Origin of the sequence: Flavobacterium rakeshii, assembly GCF_009741375.1 — a bacterium.
Classification (GTDB): Bacteria; Bacteroidota; Bacteroidia; order Flavobacteriales; family Flavobacteriaceae; genus Flavobacterium; species Flavobacterium rakeshii.
On record NZ_WOWP01000047.1, the window covers coordinates 1 to 17556 of the forward strand.

The 17556-nt window shown below is 39.1% G+C and carries 19 protein-coding genes; 15 read left to right on the forward strand and 4 right to left on the reverse strand.

From position 1 onward, the window contains the following. Nucleotides 1-307 precede the first annotated feature (307 nt). Both GN157_RS12060 and GN157_RS12065 read left to right on the forward strand, forming a co-directional pair. Complete coding sequence (locus GN157_RS12060; RefSeq protein WP_157483646.1) at nucleotides 308-859, forward strand: hypothetical protein; 552 nt, start codon at nucleotides 308-310, stop codon at nucleotides 857-859. Between the two features lie 77 nt (nucleotides 860-936). Further along, complete coding sequence (locus GN157_RS12065; RefSeq protein WP_157483647.1) at nucleotides 937-1242, forward strand: hypothetical protein; 306 nt, start codon at nucleotides 937-939, stop codon at nucleotides 1240-1242. A 466-nt stretch (nucleotides 1243-1708) separates the two neighbouring features. Here GN157_RS12065 and GN157_RS12070 read toward each other — a convergent pair whose 3' ends face one another. The 4 genes from GN157_RS12070 to GN157_RS12085 form a co-directional block, all read right to left on the reverse strand. Then, nucleotides 1709-2353, reverse strand: a complete 645-nt coding sequence (locus GN157_RS12070; RefSeq protein ID WP_157483648.1) for an endonuclease III domain-containing protein — start codon at nucleotides 2351-2353, stop codon at nucleotides 1709-1711. Nucleotides 2354-2991: 638 nt separating this feature from the next. Continuing rightward, the gene (gene msrB / locus GN157_RS12075; RefSeq protein WP_157483649.1) at nucleotides 2992-3384 is read right to left on the reverse strand and encodes a peptide-methionine (R)-S-oxide reductase MsrB; all 393 of its coding nucleotides are present in this window, start codon (nucleotides 3382-3384) and stop codon (nucleotides 2992-2994) included. A gap of 5 nt (nucleotides 3385-3389) precedes the next feature. Next, nucleotides 3390-3920, reverse strand: a complete 531-nt coding sequence (msrB, locus tag GN157_RS12080; protein ID WP_157483650.1) for a peptide-methionine (R)-S-oxide reductase MsrB — start codon at nucleotides 3918-3920, stop codon at nucleotides 3390-3392. Further along, nucleotides 3917-4777: an alpha/beta hydrolase gene (locus tag GN157_RS12085; RefSeq protein ID WP_157483651.1), complete on the reverse strand. Its 861-nt coding sequence runs from the start codon at nucleotides 4775-4777 to the stop codon at nucleotides 3917-3919. The genes msrB (GN157_RS12080) and GN157_RS12085 overlap by 4 nt, the downstream gene beginning before the upstream one ends. A 65-nt stretch (nucleotides 4778-4842) precedes the next feature. On the opposite strand from GN157_RS12085, the gene GN157_RS12090 reads away from it, so the two are divergent. The 13 genes from GN157_RS12090 to GN157_RS12150 all read left to right on the forward strand — a co-directional run bounded on the left by GN157_RS12090 (nucleotide 4843) and on the right by GN157_RS12150 (nucleotide 17391). Continuing rightward, nucleotides 4843-5190, forward strand: a complete 348-nt coding sequence (locus GN157_RS12090) for a DUF1801 domain-containing protein (RefSeq protein WP_157483652.1) — start codon at nucleotides 4843-4845, stop codon at nucleotides 5188-5190. A 111-nt stretch (nucleotides 5191-5301) separates the two neighbouring features. Then, nucleotides 5302-6117, forward strand: coding sequence for a M48 family metallopeptidase (locus GN157_RS12095; RefSeq protein WP_157483653.1), 816 nt, complete (start codon nucleotides 5302-5304; stop codon nucleotides 6115-6117). A 257-nt stretch (nucleotides 6118-6374) separates the two neighbouring features. Beyond that, entirely contained in the window at nucleotides 6375-7454 is a 1080-nt protein-coding gene (locus tag GN157_RS12100) for a hypothetical protein (RefSeq protein ID WP_157483654.1), read from the forward strand. Nucleotides 7455-7546: 92 nt separating this feature from the next. After that, nucleotides 7547-8113 (forward strand): hypothetical protein, encoded by a 567-nt coding sequence (locus GN157_RS12105; RefSeq protein ID WP_157483655.1) that lies wholly within the window; start codon nucleotides 7547-7549, stop codon nucleotides 8111-8113. Then, nucleotides 8110-8655: a hypothetical protein gene (locus GN157_RS12110; RefSeq protein WP_157483656.1), complete on the forward strand. Its 546-nt coding sequence runs from the start codon at nucleotides 8110-8112 to the stop codon at nucleotides 8653-8655. The genes GN157_RS12105 and GN157_RS12110 overlap by 4 nt, the downstream gene beginning before the upstream one ends. Continuing rightward, on the forward strand, nucleotides 8656-9198 hold the full coding sequence (locus GN157_RS12115; protein ID WP_157483657.1) for a hypothetical protein: 543 nt from the start codon (nucleotides 8656-8658) through the stop codon (nucleotides 9196-9198). A 9-nt stretch (nucleotides 9199-9207) separates the two neighbouring features. After that, nucleotides 9208-9417, forward strand: coding sequence for a hypothetical protein (locus GN157_RS12120; protein WP_157483658.1), 210 nt, complete (start codon nucleotides 9208-9210; stop codon nucleotides 9415-9417). Between the two features lie 291 nt (nucleotides 9418-9708). Then, entirely contained in the window at nucleotides 9709-11031 is a 1323-nt protein-coding gene (locus GN157_RS12125) for an MFS transporter (RefSeq protein WP_157483659.1), read from the forward strand. 91 nt (nucleotides 11032-11122) lie between these two features. Beyond that, nucleotides 11123-12049: a DUF6252 family protein gene (locus GN157_RS12130; RefSeq protein ID WP_157483660.1), complete on the forward strand. Its 927-nt coding sequence runs from the start codon at nucleotides 11123-11125 to the stop codon at nucleotides 12047-12049. A gap of 234 nt (nucleotides 12050-12283) precedes the next feature. Next, the gene (gene lon, locus GN157_RS12135) at nucleotides 12284-14734 is read left to right on the forward strand and encodes an endopeptidase La (RefSeq protein WP_157483661.1); all 2451 of its coding nucleotides are present in this window, start codon (nucleotides 12284-12286) and stop codon (nucleotides 14732-14734) included. A 746-nt stretch (nucleotides 14735-15480) separates the two neighbouring features. Beyond that, a complete protein-coding gene (porQ, locus tag GN157_RS12140) occupies nucleotides 15481-16500 on the forward strand; it encodes a type IX secretion system protein PorQ (RefSeq protein WP_035134901.1) in 1020 nt (339 codons plus the stop codon). Nucleotide 16501: 1 nt separating this feature from the next. Continuing rightward, the gene (gene cmk / locus GN157_RS12145; protein WP_157483662.1) at nucleotides 16502-17194 is read left to right on the forward strand and encodes a (d)CMP kinase; all 693 of its coding nucleotides are present in this window, start codon (nucleotides 16502-16504) and stop codon (nucleotides 17192-17194) included. Nucleotides 17195-17208: 14 nt separating this feature from the next. After that, complete coding sequence (locus GN157_RS12150) at nucleotides 17209-17391, forward strand: hypothetical protein (protein WP_035134648.1); 183 nt, start codon at nucleotides 17209-17211, stop codon at nucleotides 17389-17391. The last annotated feature ends 165 nt before the right edge of the window (nucleotides 17392-17556 follow it).

Consider the following 17556-nt stretch of genomic DNA (forward strand, 5'->3'; position numbering starts at 1 on the left):
CTTTCCGAACAGAGAAGTTAAGCCCGCTTGCGCAGATGGTACTGCAATTTGTGGGAGAGTATGACACTGCCTTTCTTTTGAAAACCCTATCCAATATCGGATAGGGTTTTTTGTTTTTATATATAAGTTCTATTCTTAAAAATTAAAAGACCTTATTATTTACTTCTTTTAAAAAGGGTGTAATGTTTTATTTTTCATGTAAAAAAATATTAAATCTTTACTATATTGCACCACAATTAACCAAATTAAACCTATGAAAAACAAATTGTTAGGCTTGGCCTTAATCACCTTGCTATGCGCAGGGAAAATGACTGCTCAGCAATCAGATGAACAAAAACCAATTGTTGAGAAAGAAATTAAGGGGGTACAAATAGGTGATCCCGGTTTAGTATTGTATTATGAATTTAAGCTTGCAAATCAAATAACATTAAGAGCTGAGGCTGGTTATGCTGTGGGGGTTAAAGCCAATGCAGATTGGTTTTTTGATGATGGAAGTGAAGATGGTTTTTTTGCTCTTCCAGCATTTACAATAGAGCCCAGATGGTACTATAATTTAGGCAGACGTGTAAGAAAAGGAAAAGATATAGCAAGAAACAGGGCAAATTACTTTTCAGTTAACACAACTTATTATGCTGATTTTGGTGTTATACAGCTTAATGATGTAGGTGATGTACCTAGCTTTTTAAATATTGTACCGATGTGGGGTATGAGGAGGACTTTAGGGAAAAGGTTTGATTATGAATTAGGTGCAGGGATTGGTTACGTACATGTAGGATCGTATGTTCACAGAAGTCATGTTCATAAATCGGAAGAAGGAGCGATATTGCTTCTAAGAGCCCGTTTTGGTCTTGGTTTTTAAACTTTAGCAATATTTTAATACAGCTTGTAGTTGTATGTTGTAACTTTGGGTAGATTCAACTAACTAAATAGCTAAACATGAAAAAACTGATTTTTGCTTCAGCAATGCTGATGGCTGCTTTTACTGCAACCGCATCGGTTACTGTTTATTACAACATCCCTGCTATATATCAGGAGCAGGAAGAAATATATAAAGAAATTAAGCTTAGTGAAATTCCTAAGAAAGTTATGGATAATATTCATAAGGATTATGGGGATTATAAAGTTATAAAGGCTAAAAAATCTGATAAGGGGAATTATTTACTTGAAATGAAAACTCAGGACGGTATTGAGCTTACAGCATCATTTACCGGAGAGGGGAAACTTATAAAGATATATTCTTAATATATTATTATATAATTGCTGAAAAAGAGAGGTTTATGCCTCTCTTTTTTGTTTTATAATGTGTTGTTTTTTGTCCTTTTGTTTTGTCATAAAAGAACGAAAAGGTAAAGGCTTTGCTTGTTTAAGCTAAAATTATGGCTCTTGGCTAAACCATCCGAACTCGGTTGTAACCTCAAACAGCGGATACTTATTAACGCCTCGGTTATAATTTTCTTTACGCTACAGAACCTAATGCCGTTTGCGGACTTGTCATTTCGATACGTAATGTAATGGAGTGAGAAATCTAAATTAAATATAAGGAGATTTCTCCACAAGGTCGAGATGGAAATGAGATTCTTCCTTCGTCAGAATGACAAACAGAGCCTATTAATAGATTACTTCATACTTAGTAATGATAAATAGCTTTGTCTTTTTGTCTTGATACAAAAGAACGAAAAGGTAAAGGCTTTGCTTGTTTAAGCTAAAATTACTTCTTTTCGTTTTGGTAGTATTCGCAAACATTTTTCATGATGCATTCGCTGTGTTTTGGGTTGCTTGGTCGGCAGGTTTCACGACCAAGGTAAGATATTGCCATTCCGGCATCGGCCCACATATCACGAGGGAGCGCTTCCATCATTTGCTTTTCAATTTTTATGGCATCTTTACCCTGTGCAATCCCCAGACGGGGAGCAACGCGTATAACGTGTAAGTCGGCCATTATGCCTTCTACCGGTACGCCGGCTTCGCGCATTATTACGTTTGCCGATTTTCGCCCAACACCTTTAAGGGCAGTTAACTCTTTCATAGTAAGGGGAATATTTTTGTCTTCTTTTACGGTTGATGCTATATCCTGTAGCCATGCTATTTTGTTGCCGTGAAAGCGCACTTCGCTTAGTATTGCGGTAAGCTGTTCGGTATTAGCTTTTGCGAGCGACTTCATATCGGGGAATTCTTTAAAGAATTTTGGTGCTACCTTATTGATATGAGCATCGCTGTCTTGCGCCGATAGTACTACCATTACCAGTAACTGGTATATGTTTTTGTATTCCAGCGGATGTTTTGCGCCTTTGTATTTTTCCAGTAGCGGGGTTAAAGCCTGTGCCCAGTCGGGTTTTTCGTTAAAGAGATCCATAGTTTAAAGTTACTGTTTTATTTTATATGATTGATGTGTTTATGTCCTTTTGTCTTGACACAAAAGAACGAAAAAGTCAAGGCGATGGTTCTTTAAGCTAAAAATTACTTCGTTTTTGAGATTTATTTCATCAGTTCGGCTTTTCAGCCTCGTGTTTCGACTCCACTTCGTTGCGCTCAAAATGACAGAGCGTGTTTGTCATCCTGACGAAGGAAGGACCTCTTTGTTTTTGGAATGAGTAGGAGGCTCGCATTAGCTGGAGGGGATATGATTGAGATTTTTCGACTCCACTTCGTTGCGCTCAAAATGACAGAGCGTGTTTGTCATCCTGACGAAGGAAGGATCTCTTTGTTTTTGGAATGAGTGGGAGGCTCGCATTAGCGGGAGGGGATATGATTGAGATTTTTCGACTCCACTTCGTTGCGCTCAAAATGACAGAGCGTGTTTGTCATCCTGACGAAGGAAGGATCTCTTTGTCTTTGGACACGAGCGTGACGCTCGCGCCAGCAACTTGATGTTTCTTTACACTACAGAACCTAATGCCATTTGAATACTCTGCTTTGTTATTCTTCCTTGTAATGACAGTAGGGGATAAAAAAGCCCCGCTGGTGGGCGGGGCGGGGTATCTGTAAAAAATGTTACTCTTTAAAATCTACCGATAGGGAGTTAACGCAATAACGTTGTCCGGTTTGGGTAGGTCCGTCGTCAAACACATGACCCAGGTGACCGCCACAGTTGGCACACATAATCTCGGTGCGAATCATACCGTGAGAGGTATCTTTTACATATTCGATTTTACCCGGAAGTGCTTCATCAAACGATGGCCATCCGCAGTGCGAATTGAATTTTGAGTTTGATGCAAACAGGGGTTCGCCACAAGCTCCGCATACATAAGTACCTTCTTCAAAGTGCATATTGTATTTGCCGGAGTGGGGGAACTCGGTTCCTTTTTGCCTAAGTATTTTATAACGTTCCAGTCCAAGTTGTTCTTTCCACTCGGCTTCTGATTTGTTTACATTGTAATCTTTCATTGTAATTACTCCTTTTTCGCTTTTTTAAGTTCTTCTGCAGGGATAAATTTAATGGAAACCGAATTGGTACAAAAACGCTCTCCGGTTGTAGCTTTTGGTCCGTCGTCAAACACATGCCCCAGGTGACCGCCACAGTTGGCACACATAACCTCGGTGCGGTGCATACCGTGTGAGAAATCTTCCTCATAAATTACAGATCCTTTAATTGCCTGGTCAAACGAAGGCCATCCGCAATGGGAATTGTATTTGTTGTCTGACTTGAACAGTGGGTTTCCGCAGGCGGCACATACATATACGCCATCTTCAAAAAACTCATCATACTTCCCTGTATAAGGCCTTTCGGTAGCTTTTTCACGAAGTACCGAATATTCCTCAGGGCTTAGTTCGCTTTTCCATTCGGCATCGGTTTTGGTTACCTTAAATTTGCCGTCGGTCTTTTCGGTTTTAGCCTTTTCGGCTTTATGTTCTTTCTTTTTCACCTGTCCGTTACACGAGGTAAGGGAGAACAGGATAAGCAATGCCATTAATTTTTTCATGATAGTAAGAATTGGGTTAACGTTTTGATGACAGTGCTGTCGCCCAATATTTTTCGGTGCCCTAATCCCTGCGTTATCATAAGCTGGCTGTTTGCCAAATGTTTATGGATGTGGTGTGCAGCGGTTACGGGGACATCGGTATCATCTTCGTCGTGAATAACCAGTACGGGAACAGTTACTGCCTGTGCTGCTATATACGCCGAATAGCTGTTGATGGTTTCACCAAACTTTTTTTCAAACAGCTTCATCATCAGTTTACCAGTACCAATATTCATGCCTAACTCTTTTATAAAGTTGTTCATTATATCTTCTATAATATCGCCGCTGCCTATAATTACTGCCTTATCTACCTTTAGTCCCTGTTTTATGGCATTAAGTACCGACATGCCTCCCAACGAATGCCCCACAGCATAAGTAAAGGGGCCGTATTGCTTTTCAAGCTCCAGTATGGCAGCGATAAACTCAGTCATGTCACTGGTTTTTCCCGGAGCTTTACCATGCCCGGGAGCATCAAAACTAATAGTGCTGTAGCCTTTTTTTACCAGTTTTTCGGCGATGGACTGTAGTTGTGTTCCGCGGCCGCTCCAGCCGTGTACCAGCAGTACTTTTTTGTCGCTGTCGCCATAATGATAAGCTCTTATGGTTTTATTGATTGCCGGAACTTTTACAAACTCCTGCCTGCTTTCGGCCTCCATTTTTTCTTCCCGTTTAGGGATAGGGAATTTCATAGGGGTTATAAATAGCTTCATGGCAAATTTTGCCGCCATTTTTTGTGAGGTAGCTTCGAGTACTTTTGCCGTTACCCTTATGGGTTTTGGTATGGCCATTGACCTGCGGTTTGAACTGCTTACTGACATGTGGTAGAATTATTTATTGGCAAGTTAGAAATTTCTTACCTTAGATAGTATTAAAATTGAATTAAATGCTACGTCCGTTTGACAATTATTTTGACAGGCTTAACGAGCCGATAAAGGGTTGCCTGCTTGCCCTGAAAGATTTTATAAGTGGTTTTGATGATGCCATAACGCAGGAGTGGAAATACAGTATGCCGTTTTTTTACCACAAAGGGAAAATGCTGTGCTACTTTCATACCCACAAAAAAACGGGCATGCCTTACATAGGGTTTGTAGATGGTGGTTTGCTTGATTTCCCCGAACTGGTACAGGAAAAGCGGGCACGTATGAAAATATTACCCATAAACCCTGAGGCCGATATTGATTTAGCTTTGGTTGGGGCTATCTTAAAAGCATCGCTCGATTTGAGAAAGTGATTACCCTAATCAAAACGTTCACAATACTTTAACGGACTGTGGGTAATTATTAAGGAAATTACAGGAAAATATTTACTAATTTTGATTTAGCAAAACCAATTTTATCGTTATATGAGAAAGAGTATAGTTGTATTATCGGGGTTTATACTGATGATGTTTTTTGCCTGTACCACCAATCCTTTTACAGGGAAATCGCAGTTTAACGTAGTGTCAAACGATCAGATTTTCCCTGCTTCCTTTCAGCAGTATGATGCTTTTATTAAGGAAAACAAGGTGATTACCGGTACTGCCGAAGCAAAAATGGTTACCACAGTAGGCCAAAAAATTAGGGCTGCTGCCGAAAAATACCTTAATGCTAACGGCTACCAGGGGTATTTAAAGGATTACCAGTGGGAATATCATTTGGTACAGGATCCGTCGCTTAATGCATGGTGTATGCCGGGGGGTAAAATTGTAGTGTATAGTGGTATACTTCCGGTTACTAAAACCGAAGCCGGACTGGCAACTGTTATGGGGCACGAGGTATCGCACGCGTTACTTAACCACGGCGGACAGCGTATGACGGCGAGCCAGGCGCAACAGGTAGGTGCTGTACTTTTAGGAGCAGCAACAACCCAAGAAAGCGAAGCTGCACAACAAATTTATATGCAGGCTTATGGTGTGGGGTCTAACGTTTTAGGTATGCTTCCGTTTAGCAGAAGCCACGAGACTGAGGCTGATAAATACGGACTTATACTTATGGCTATTGCCGGATATAACCCAGACGATGCTATTGCTTTTTGGCAAAGGATGTCGGCACAGGGTGCAGGCGGAACTCCCGAGCTGCTTAGTACGCACCCTAGTGATGCCACAAGGATTGCTAACCTGCAAAAAATGATTCCGGAAGCTAAAGCCGAAGCAGCTAAGTTTGGGGTAACATTTAAGTAATGATTTTAGATAAAAGATAATAGAAACAAGACTACTATTTTAAAGATATTGAGCCTCGCTTTTAGCGGGGCTTTTTTGTGGAATTAAATTTAATAATTGGGTGGGTGTAATAAGCTAAGATGATATTTAATATATTGCTATATGAAAAAACTCATATTCTTACCCGTGTTTTTTTGATAGTAAAATACCTATAAAAGGGTATGGTGTAGTTTATGTTAAAATGTTAATTTTAACACTTTAACAAAATCACCAAATCAATGAAAACAAAATTACTTTTACTATTATTAATTGCCTTTTGTGGGGCTAATGCTCAGGTTGCCGGACTTAAAGTTAAGAGCATATCTCCGGTTAAGGCTAGCAGGCTAGAAAATTCTTTTGCAGAAGGAGCCACGCCAGTAAAATCTAAAGAACAGATTTTAATAGAATATCATACCAAAGATATTAGCGTAGAGGAAGAAAAAATTAATAAAATACAAACTGCACTTACCAATAATGCCAATAATTATAACCCAACGGCAAACCCGCCTGTGCCTAGGTTTACCGATGATGAAATTAATAAAAGGCTAGATACTATTGCCAGCTACAAAAAGAATATTAAAGGTCTAAATACTCAGATAGACAGCCTGAAGCAGGTAATGCGAGTTGATACTGTACTTTTTAAAAGACTCACTTATTTTCCGGGAGGAAAAAAATCAAGAGCTGTTTTTGATGTGCTTTATGAAAACGAAGGTAAAAGGTTTAAGGCTCTTGGTAATACAGGTGTAAGCTTTGGTAACAATTCGGGTTCAATTTATTCAGAGCTGGTAGGGGGTAACCTTGGTGCTTTTAGGGTTAGCCTTGGTACAATGGTTTCCAGTAGTAATATTAATGATGATGAAAGTGCCCAGCAGGAAGAAGCCTATCAAAGGTTGGTAACCTATGGAGGTAATACTGTTTTAACTTTTGAATATCCTGTTGTTTATGCACACTCAGCAAATCATGATTATAACCTTTTGGGAAGATTTATAGCAAAAGGAGCAGCCGATTTACCGGCTTTTGGTACAACTACCGATGATTGGGCCGGAAGCGCTGCTGTAGGATTAAATTTTTATGGCGATGCAGCTATAGATAATAACGAACTGCGCTTTTTCTTTGAAGCAAGTACTTCTCTTTATTTTGGGACAGATGAGTACCAAACCAACCTTGGTATAGACAAGAGTAACTTTACATTTGGACAGGTAACGCTGGGGCTGGTATTTCTTGAAAACTTTAAAATATCGTTTGTAGTAACAACCTTTAGTTCGCAAAGCAATCTTAGAAATAAAAATGTTGTTGCCGGGGGGCAGGTACTGCGATAAGTATTTAAATGAGTTATATTCTATAAAAAAGCTTTGGGTAACCAAAGCTTTTTTGTTTATAGTAATGCAGTATAAAAATGCTATATTGCTGTATGAAAAAACTCATTGCCTTACCCTTATTGTTTTTAGTGTTATCCTGTGGGACTTCAAAAAATCTAAATAAAGAAACTTATCCTTCACAATATAAAGAGGTTATAGTAAGTGTAAATCCCTATTTAGAGAAATTAGGCATTGAAGATAAAGATGCAGTAGTGATTGTTATGTCTAAATCTTCCATGAGGTACTTTGGTTCACAAAACAGTTTTCTTGTTATGTTAAGCGATGGGAGGATGTTTAAGTATGCCACTTCAGATAAAAACTATACAAAACTTAAGCGTATTGAAGTAACAGATGCTTCCGAAAAAAGAAGACTTACAAAAACGGTAAATAGTATTAATGATATAGATACTGATACTTTTAAAAATCCTCAGGCCAGAGTTTATATTACAGATAATGCCGGTTATGATTTGGAAATTTACAAAGGTATAGCAGGACAAATTTTTGATGTTTATGCTCCTGAGGTATATATAGAAGATAAACTTCCGCGTTATAAGGAAAGGGAAAAACTTCTTAAAGTATTAGAAACACTGGATTTTTACAACGAACTGTTTAAATCATGAAAAAGCTAATCGTTTTACTAACACTTATTACAGGCTTTTGCAGAGCACAAACACGAAATATGACCCATACATTTAACTTCAGTAGTTCACACCATCAGTTTTATCTTGAAGATAAGGAAGCAAAAGGGGATACTGGTTCGCCTAATTTTTGGACAGATGAGGCTGTTACAAGTATGCTGGCAATGGAGTTGGGTATTATAGGTATAAGTACCTATAGTTATGGCAGTGTAAAAGGGGAGATAACCGTTTTACAAAATCCCGTTAAAGATATAGATTACAGCTTGTATGATTATGTTGCGGAAGGGGGGATTGACATCTCATCGGGAGAATTACAAGTTGTAGATTGCTTTTCAACAGGAGTAAAGTTGTCCATAAAAGTGACTCCGGGTAAATACATGATAAGGGTTTATGGTTCTAACTTTAGTAGTGTAGAAGATTTTGATTTAGAGAACGATAGTGATAACGATTATTACAAAATTGAAATTTGGCCTGACGATAATATGGAAAGAAAGATCCTGAAACAATTTAAAGGTTTTTATTAAATGAAAAAGCTAATCGCTTTATTAATACTTATTACAGGCTTTTGCAGTGCGCAAACACAAAATATGACCCATACATTTAATTTTTATACAGAATATAATCAGTTTTATCTTGAAGATAAGGAAGCTAAAATGGATTCTAATTCAAATGAGTTTTGGACTGATGAAGCTTTTGAGGCACGCTTTGCAGCAGAGCAGGGGATTATTGCTGTTGGTACCTATTGTTATGGGAATGTAAAAGGGGAAATAACCGTTTTGCAAAATCCCGTTAAAAATATAGATTACAGTTTGTATGATCATGTTGTGGAAGGGGGAATTGACATCTCATCGGGAGAATTACTAATTATGGATTGTCCTACTAGTACGGTGGAGTTAACCATAAAAGTGACACCGGGTAAATACAGGGTAAGGGTTTATGGCTCTAACTTTAAAAGCGTAGCTGAAACCGACCTGGCTAATGAGAGTGATAACGATTATTACAAAATTGAAATTTGGCCTGACGATAAGATGGAAAGAAAGGTTTTAAAACAATTTTCATACAGATAAAATATAAGAATGATTAAATTATTTTTTCTTACCGGTAATCCGGTTGCTGTTTTAGTTTTTGTATTCATAGCAGCATTAATACCATCTGTTATTGCCTGTGTATTGGTTAGGCTTTTTATGGCAAAAGAACTCAGGATGTGGTGGGTGTATTTAATGATATTTGTAGCTACACTTATATTAAGCTTTAATGTTATTTTTTGGGAGCTTACATCTTCTTAAAAAATAAGCGGCAAATGGATCAGATAGTATGTTTTTGATATTTTTCTTTAGGGGTATTTGGCAATCTGTTATGTTTTCTAAATGAGATCCTTCCTTCGTCAGGATGACAATACAGTATTTTAACTCAAGACAAAAGGACAGCCATTAACAAGATTCCTCTTTCCCGCTATCGCTTCAATCGGAATGACAAACATTGTGCTTACAGCTATTACATACTAAAATCTAACCCTGAGATAATCCTATAATCCAAAAAATAAATTAGTTTTGGCAAAACAAACCAAATAATTAAGTATGTCGGTACAACTACAAAAGGGAGATAAAAAACTCCTTAATGCCTGGGCGTTTTACGATTGGGCAAACTCGGTTTACAGTCTGGTAATTGCTTCGGCAGTATTCCCTATATTTTATGAGCAACTTTTTAGCAGGGCAAAAATAGAATACATTGACTTTTTAGGCTTTACAGTAAAAGATACTGCCCTAATGAGTTTTATTACTGCCTTTGCCTTTTTAGTCGTGGCTTTTATTTCGCCGTTACTTTCGGGTATTGCCGATTATAGCGGAAACAAAAAGGGCTTCCTTAAACTGTTTTGTTACATGGGGGCACTCGCCTGTATTGGTTTGTACTGGTTTGACTTAGGTAATTTATACCTTAGTTTATCGCTTTACTTTTTTGGACTTGTAGGTTTTTGGGGCAGCCTAGTGTTTTATAATTCTTACCTACCCGATGTTGCCTACCCTGAACAGCAGGACGGTATAAGTGCAAAAGGGTACTCAATGGGGTACATAGGTAGTGTAATACTCCTTATACTTAACCTGGCTATGGTTATGATGCCCGATACTTTTAAAATTACAGGTACAGAAGAAGAGCCTGCTGCTATGAAAGCCATGCGTATATCGTTTATAACGGTAGGAGTGTGGTGGATACTGTTTAGCCAGTACACTTATTACTATTTACCAAAAGGAAACAAAAACAGCAATAAAGTAACAAGCCATGTGTTTTTTAACGGTTTTAAGGAGTTACGCAAAGTGTGGGATCAGTTAAAGCAAACTACCCAGCTTAAGCGTTACCTGGGGGCATTTTTTGTTTACAGTATGGCTGTACAAACCGTAATGCTTGTAGCTACTTACTTTGGAGCAAAAGAAATAGAGTGGGGTAGTGATGATGCTAAGAGTATGGGACTTATAGGCAGTATATTATTAATACAGCTTGTAGCCGTTGCGGGTGCAATATTAACCTCAAAACTTTCGGCAAAATTCGGAAATATTAAAACACTTATAGGGATAAATGCCGTTTGGGCTGTTATATGTGTGGCGGCTTTCTTTGTAACCCTGCCTATGCACTTTTACATTACTGCCGGTTTTGTGGGGCTTGTAATGGGAGGTATACAATCGCTGTCAAGAAGTACCTATTCTAAAATGTTACCTGAAACTCAGGATACTGCATCGTTTTTCAGCTTTTATGATGTGACCGAAAAAATAGGAATCGTAATAGGTATGATACTTTATGGTGCTATTGACCAGATTTTCGGAAGTATGCGATATTCTGTTATATTTCTTACATTATTCTTTGTAATAGGTATAATATTACTGACAAGGGTATTAAAAAAACATTAAGATATTAAAAAAATTACTTTATATTTGGGCACCTAACTTAAGTATATAATCTTTAACAGGGATACAATTTAAAAACCGAAAAAAGTACGTTATGAAGAGATTTAAGATTGTACAGGCTTTTGCCCTTCTTTTTTTAGCAATAGGCTTTACAGCTTGTGATACCGAACCTGTAGACCCGGTATTATTAGATAACATAGGTGAAAACCCAGGTGGATCGACAGGAGGTTCGTTTACTGTAGATTTTAACGGACAAACTTATGTAGCTACCCAAAGCGCCGCTATTTATAACGAAGGTATGCTAAGTGTAAATGGTGTAAGAATTTCAGGTTCTAATATTGAAAGTGTGAGTTTTGTATTAATGAACCCTGTAGAAGGGCAAACTTATACAGGAAATGATATTTTGATAATTTATACACCGGCTATGTCTATGTATCAATATACTAATGTTAATCTTGATGAGGAACAACCGTCAGGATCAGTAACTATTACAGATATTGATCTTCTTAACCAAACTATTTCGGGTACATTTAGTTTTACCGGATGGTGGAGTAATGATGAAGAAGATGTAGAGCCAATAGAGTTTACCAATGGTGCTTTTACCAACGTAAGCTATACAGGTGGTATGCCTCCTGTTAATGGAAATGAAGATGAATTTACAGCATCTCTTGATGGTAATGATTATGCTATTGCTAACATAGGTGTGGCTGTTGCCGATGCCGGATCGGGAGAGACTATTAGCATTAACGGATTTGATACATCTAATAACAAAGTTGTACTTACTATCGATGCTTCACTAACTCCGGGTACATACCAAATTACCGGAAACATGCTTGAAGACGTAGTAGGTGCACGATATTTAACTACATCTCCGGAATCTATGTACATGGCAACAACCGGATCTGTAGTTATAAACAGCAAAACAGAAGACAGAATTGCAGGAACATACAGTTTCTCTGCTACAAACGGTACCGAAGTAGTTAACTTTACAGGTACTTATGATGTAGACTACAGCTTCTAAATTTTAGTTTCGAACTACTAACTCAAACTACTATATCTACTGGTACGCCCCGCTTTACGTGGGGCGTTCTTTTTTAAGAAAAACCCTAATGTGGCATAATGATTGACATTATACTGCGTTAACATATCAGCTAATGCATTGTTATTACTGATATACAAGTAAATAATATCCCCAAAATAAACGGGGCATTTGCATAACAGCAAATGTTTAATGACAAAATGACCTATTATAAGTATGTCTAATCAAAAAATATTAAATATTGACAGTTTGTCACTTCAGGAACTGGATACAGATGCCGATTTGATTCCGTTAATGACCCCTGAAGATGAGGAAGAAATGAACCGCGAGGTACTACCTGCCGATTTGCCTATACTGCCATTGCGCAATATGGTGCTTTTCCCGGGGGTGGTAATCCCAATTACAGCAGGCAGAGATAAGTCTATCAAACTGATAAACGAAGCCAATGCCAGTGGTAAAATTATTGGGGTAGTGGCTCAAAAAGACGAAAAGGTAGAAGAGCCTACAGCTAGCGATATCCATAAAATAGGTACTGTAGCCCGCATATTGCGTGTGCTTAAAATGCCCGACGGTAATACAACTGTAATCATTCAGGGTAAAAAACGCTTTGAGATTGATGAGGTAACTGCCGAAGAGCCTTACCTGCGTGCTACCGTTAAGGAAGTGAATGAAGACCGCCCTGAAAAGGACGATGCCGAGTTTAATACCATTATAGATTCGATTAAGGAACTGGCTATCCAGATTATTAAGGAAAGCCCTAATATCCCTACCGAGGCTACTTTTGCGATTAAGAACATTGAGAGCGACTCGTTCCTTGTGAACTTCGTTTCCTCAAATATGAGTCTTACCGTAAAGGAAAAGCAGGAACTGCTTGCCGAAGGCAGCCTTAAAAACCGTGCGCTGGAAACCCTTCGCCACATGAACCTTGAGCTGCAAAAGCTGGAACTTAAAAACGATATCCAGAGTAAGGTACGTTTTGATTTAGATCAGCAGCAGCGTGAATATTTCCTTCATCAACAAATGAAAACCATTCAGGAAGAACTGGGTGGTGTTTCACACGATCAGGAAATAGAGGAAATGCGCAAAAAGGGTAAAGCCAAAAAATGGAACGCCAAAACGAAGGAACACTTTGATAAGGAGGTTTCAAAACTGCAGCGGATGAACCCACAGGCGGCAGAATATGGTATTCAGCGTAACTATTTAGAGCTGATGCTTGATTTGCCTTGGAACGAATTCTCTAAAGATAAGTTTGACCTGAAGCGTGCCGAAAAAATACTGCACCGTGACCATTTTGGACTTGAAGACGTTAAAAAACGTATTATAGAATACTTAGCCGTATTAAAGCTGAGAAACGATATGAAATCGCCTATATTATGTTTATACGGTCCTCCGGGAGTTGGTAAAACATCCATAGGTAAATCGGTTGCCGAAGCACTGGGGCGTGAGTACATTCGTATTTCACTGGGCGGACTTCGTGATGAGGCCGAAATTCGCGGTCACCGTAAAACGTACATCGGTGCTATGCCGGGTCGTATTATCCAGAGTATTAAAAAGGCAGGAACAAGTAACCCTGTGTTTGTACTTGATGAGATAGATAAACTATCGGTAGGGCCAAGCGGAGACCCATCGAGTGCATTGCTTGAGGTACTGGACCCTGAGCAGAACTCGGAGTTTTATGATAACTTCCTTGAACTGGGGTACGACCTTAGTAAAGTAATGTTTATAGCCACGTCTAACAACATGGCAACTATTCAGCCTGCGCTTCGTGACAGGATGGAAATTATAAATATGACAGGTTACACCATTGAGGAAAAGGTAGAGATTGCAAAACGCCACCTGTTACCAAAACAGCTTAAAGAACACGGACTTACCGATAAGGACCTGAGCATTGGTAAAAAACAGATGGAGAAAATCGTAACCGGCTACACTAGGGAGTCGGGCGTACGCGGACTTGAAAAACAAATTGCCAAAATGGTAAGACATACTGCAAAATGTATTGCCATGGAGGAAGAATATAACCATAAGGCTACCGAAGCCGATGTTATCGAAGTACTGGGCTCACCAAGAATGGAGCGCGATAAGTATGAAAATAACGAAGTGGCAGGTGTGGTTACAGGTCTTGCCTGGACAAGTGTAGGCGGCGATATATTATTTATAGAGTCGTTACTTAGTAAAGGTAAAGGCGCATTAACCATGACGGGTAACCTTGGTAATGTTATGAAGGAGTCGGCTACCATCGCTCTGGAATACATTAAGGCAAATGCAGAACTGCTGGGTATTAGTCCGGAAGTGATTTCTAACTATAACGTGCACATTCACGTACCGGAAGGAGCTACACCAAAAGACGGACCAAGTGCCGGTATTGCTATGCTTACATCGCTGGTATCGTCGTTCACGCAAAAAAGGGTGAAAAAAAATCTTGCTATGACAGGGGAGATTACCCTTCGCGGACGTGTATTGCCTGTAGGCGGTATTAAGGAGAAAATCCTTGCTGCTAAAAGGGCAGGTATCAAAGAGATTATCCTTTGTGACGAGAACCGTCGTGATATAGAGGAAATTAAACAGGAATACCTACAGGGGTTAACGTTCCACTATGTGAGCGAAATGCAGGAAGTGGTTAAACATGCCATTACCGACCAAAAGGTGAAAAACGCAAAAACGTTATAATTTCAAATAGGGTTACTTTATTTGAAAGGAAAAACGGCTAAGGGATATCTTAGCCGTTTTTTTATGTTTTAGCGGTTGTCATTCCGATACGAAACGAAGTGTAGTGAGAAATCTCTGTATTAGATTTATTTCATCAGTTCGGCTTTTCAGCCTCGTGTTTCGGCTCCACTTCATTATGCTCAAAATGACAGTTGGAGTTGTCATCCTGACGTTAGGAAGGATCTCATTCAAAATTTAAAATTCATCATTTATTATAATCTAATCTTTGTCCTTTTGTCTTGACACAAAAGAACGAAAAAGTCAAGGCTATGGTTTCTCAGGCTATAAATTTCCTCATTCGGCTAAACCATCCGAACTCGGCTATCGCCTCAAACAGCGGATGCTTTTATACGCCGCCTTCGGTAATTTACTTAACGCCTTTAAAACCTAATGCCGTTTGGCACTGTTATCAATAAGAGATTTTTCGACTTCACTTCGTTACGCTCAAAATGACAGTAGGGGTTGTCATCCTGACGATAGGAAGGATCTCTTTTTTCATTCCGACTGTAGCGATAGCGGAACGGAGGAATCTCATTCAAAATTCATCATTTATAATAGATTACCGCGTCATATTGAAGTCTGTTTTCTTGTGTCTTTTATCTGTTGTCTAAATCAAAATTCTAATCTTTAATTACTCTTATCTCGTAAGTAAAAAAATAATATCTTCGCACCTGCGTTATAGTATGCAGAAAAACCTACAGACGGCAATGTTCAAAAAAGCGTTTATTTACTTCTTTATCTTATTTACGGCGGTGTCTTACAGCCAGATAGGGGGTAAATACACATATCAGTTTCTTAATCTTGTTACCTCTCCGCGTCAGGCGGCTTTGGGTGGTAAGATTGTTACCCTGTACGATTATGACGTAAATCAGGCTATTTATAACCCCGCAACCATTAATCCGGAGATGGATAACCACCTTACGGCTAACTATGGTAGCTACTATGGGGAGGTAAATTATGGTACTGCTGCTTATGCCTACACGTGGGACAGGCACGTGCAAACTTTCCATATGGGGGTTAACTACGTTGATTATGGTACGTTTGAAGGTCGTGACGAAACAGGGCTCCTAACAGGTGATTTTACGGGTAGTGAAATTGCCATTTCATTTGGATATGCCTACAATGTGCCCTGGACAAACCTTTACCTGGGGAGTAACCTTAAACTAATATCTTCTACACTGGAAAGCTACAACTCCTTTGGGGTGGCGCTGGATATAGGAGCTATTTATATTGATACCGATAACGATATTAACTATGCACTGGTACTGCGTAATATGGGTACTCAGTTAACTACTTATGCAGGACTGCAGGAAAAACTTCCGTTTGAGATTATAGCGGGTATATCACAGGAGGTTGAAAACGTACCTATACGCTGGCATATTACGCTGGAAAACCTACAGCAGTGGAATATTTCTTTCTCAAACCCTAACCGTGCCGAACAGAGCATTGACGGGGAGGTGACCGAAGAAAAAGTTTCGTTTATCAATAATGCACTTCGTCACGTTATACTGGGTGCCGAACTGTTTCCGGGTAAGAGCTTTAACCTTAGGTTAGGTTATAACTTTAGGAGAGGGCAGGAACTAAGTATACAGGACAAGCGAACTTTTTCGGGAATTTCTGCGGGAGTAAGCGTAAGGTTTAATAAATTGCGCTTTGATTATTCGTACTCAAAATACACCCTTGCAGCAAATACAAGCCTTATAGGGTTAACCATTAACCTGCAGTAAATTGGATAAAAAAATTACGATTGCCATAGATGGCTTTTCGTCTACCGGAAAAAGTACGCTGGCTAAGCAACTGGCCAGGTATTTAGGCTATGTTTATGTGGATACCGGTGCTATGTACCGTGCCGTTACGCTATATGCCATGCAAATCGGACTAATAGATAATGATTTTTTTAACCGCGAAGGTTTAATAGAACATCTGGATGATGTTACACTACAGTTTTTGTACAATCCTGTACTGGAGTTTGCCGAAATGTATCTTAACGAAGTAAATGTAGAGAAGGAAATACGTACTCTTGCCGTGTCACAACTGGTAAGCCGCGTTGCCGAAGTGCCACAGGTGCGCCACAAGCTGGTAGAACAGCAAAAGCACATGGGCGAGGCAAAAGGTGTTGTTATGGACGGACGCGATATAGGTACCGTAGTATTCCCTAATGCCGAGCTTAAGATATTTATGAATGCCTCTCCCGAAACGCGTGCACAGCGTCGTTTTAAAGAGCTTACCGGGCTGGGGCAGGTGGTAACTTATGATGAGGTGTATAAAAATGTGGTAGAGCGTGATTATATGGATACCCATCGTGAAGACTCTCCGCTTGTTAAGGCCGATGATGCCATTGAGATGGATAACTCTAATATCACTAAACAGGAACAGCTCCAAAAGGTTATTGATATTGTAAATAAAATGCTGGCAGAATAATACTTACCTGCGTTATGCAAAAAAAACTACTTTTTATATTTGGAGCCATTGTGGTTTTTCAGTTGTTTTATTTTTTAAGGAAAAGTATTATGCAACGCCGTAGTGAAAAAGGTGTTTCTTTTTTTAGTGCTGCTCAAATACGTACTTACTTTGTAATTGTCCTTATTGCTTTACTGCTGTTTTTTATGATGACGTAGTACTCTGTCATTCTATTCTGTTTGTCATTCCGATACGAAACGCAGTGTAGTGAGGAATCTCCGAACTTTGAATAGAGATGTCTCCTGCCGTCGACATGACATACTGAACGTAATGAGTGGTGAGGTTTTGTCCTTTTGTCTTGACACAAAAGAACGAAAAAGTCA

Excerpts from the sequence above, each read along its gene's own strand:
- GN157_RS12120 (WP_157483658.1), top strand. The coding sequence starts at position 9,208 with ATGATTAAATTATTTTTTCTTACCGGTAATCCGGTTGCTGTTTTAGTT.
- GN157_RS12125 (WP_157483659.1), top strand. The coding sequence starts at position 9,709 with ATGTCGGTACAACTACAAAAGGGAGATAAAAAACTCCTTAATGCCTGG.
- GN157_RS12105 (WP_157483655.1), top strand. The coding sequence starts at position 7,547 with ATGAAAAAACTCATTGCCTTACCCTTATTGTTTTTAGTGTTATCCTGT.
- msrB (WP_157483650.1), bottom strand. The coding sequence starts at position 3,920 with ATGAAAAAATTAATGGCATTGCTTATCCTGTTCTCCCTTACCTCGTGT.
- GN157_RS12150 (WP_035134648.1), top strand. The coding sequence starts at position 17,209 with ATGCAAAAAAAACTACTTTTTATATTTGGAGCCATTGTGGTTTTTCAG.
- GN157_RS12065 (WP_157483647.1), top strand. The coding sequence starts at position 937 with ATGAAAAAACTGATTTTTGCTTCAGCAATGCTGATGGCTGCTTTTACT.
- GN157_RS12090 (WP_157483652.1), top strand. The coding sequence starts at position 4,843 with ATGCTACGTCCGTTTGACAATTATTTTGACAGGCTTAACGAGCCGATA.
- porQ (WP_035134901.1), top strand. The coding sequence starts at position 15,481 with ATGTTCAAAAAAGCGTTTATTTACTTCTTTATCTTATTTACGGCGGTG.
- GN157_RS12095 (WP_157483653.1), top strand. The coding sequence starts at position 5,302 with ATGAGAAAGAGTATAGTTGTATTATCGGGGTTTATACTGATGATGTTT.
- GN157_RS12100 (WP_157483654.1), top strand. The coding sequence starts at position 6,375 with ATGAAAACAAAATTACTTTTACTATTATTAATTGCCTTTTGTGGGGCT.
- lon (WP_157483661.1), top strand. The coding sequence starts at position 12,284 with ATGTCTAATCAAAAAATATTAAATATTGACAGTTTGTCACTTCAGGAA.
- GN157_RS12085 (WP_157483651.1), bottom strand. The coding sequence starts at position 4,777 with ATGTCAGTAAGCAGTTCAAACCGCAGGTCAATGGCCATACCAAAACCC.
- GN157_RS12110 (WP_157483656.1), top strand. The coding sequence starts at position 8,110 with ATGAAAAAGCTAATCGTTTTACTAACACTTATTACAGGCTTTTGCAGA.
- GN157_RS12060 (WP_157483646.1), top strand. The coding sequence starts at position 308 with ATGACTGCTCAGCAATCAGATGAACAAAAACCAATTGTTGAGAAAGAA.
- GN157_RS12115 (WP_157483657.1), top strand. The coding sequence starts at position 8,656 with ATGAAAAAGCTAATCGCTTTATTAATACTTATTACAGGCTTTTGCAGT.
- GN157_RS12130 (WP_157483660.1), top strand. The coding sequence starts at position 11,123 with ATGAAGAGATTTAAGATTGTACAGGCTTTTGCCCTTCTTTTTTTAGCA.
- GN157_RS12070 (WP_157483648.1), bottom strand. The coding sequence starts at position 2,353 with ATGGATCTCTTTAACGAAAAACCCGACTGGGCACAGGCTTTAACCCCG.
- msrB (WP_157483649.1), bottom strand. The coding sequence starts at position 3,384 with ATGAAAGATTACAATGTAAACAAATCAGAAGCCGAGTGGAAAGAACAA.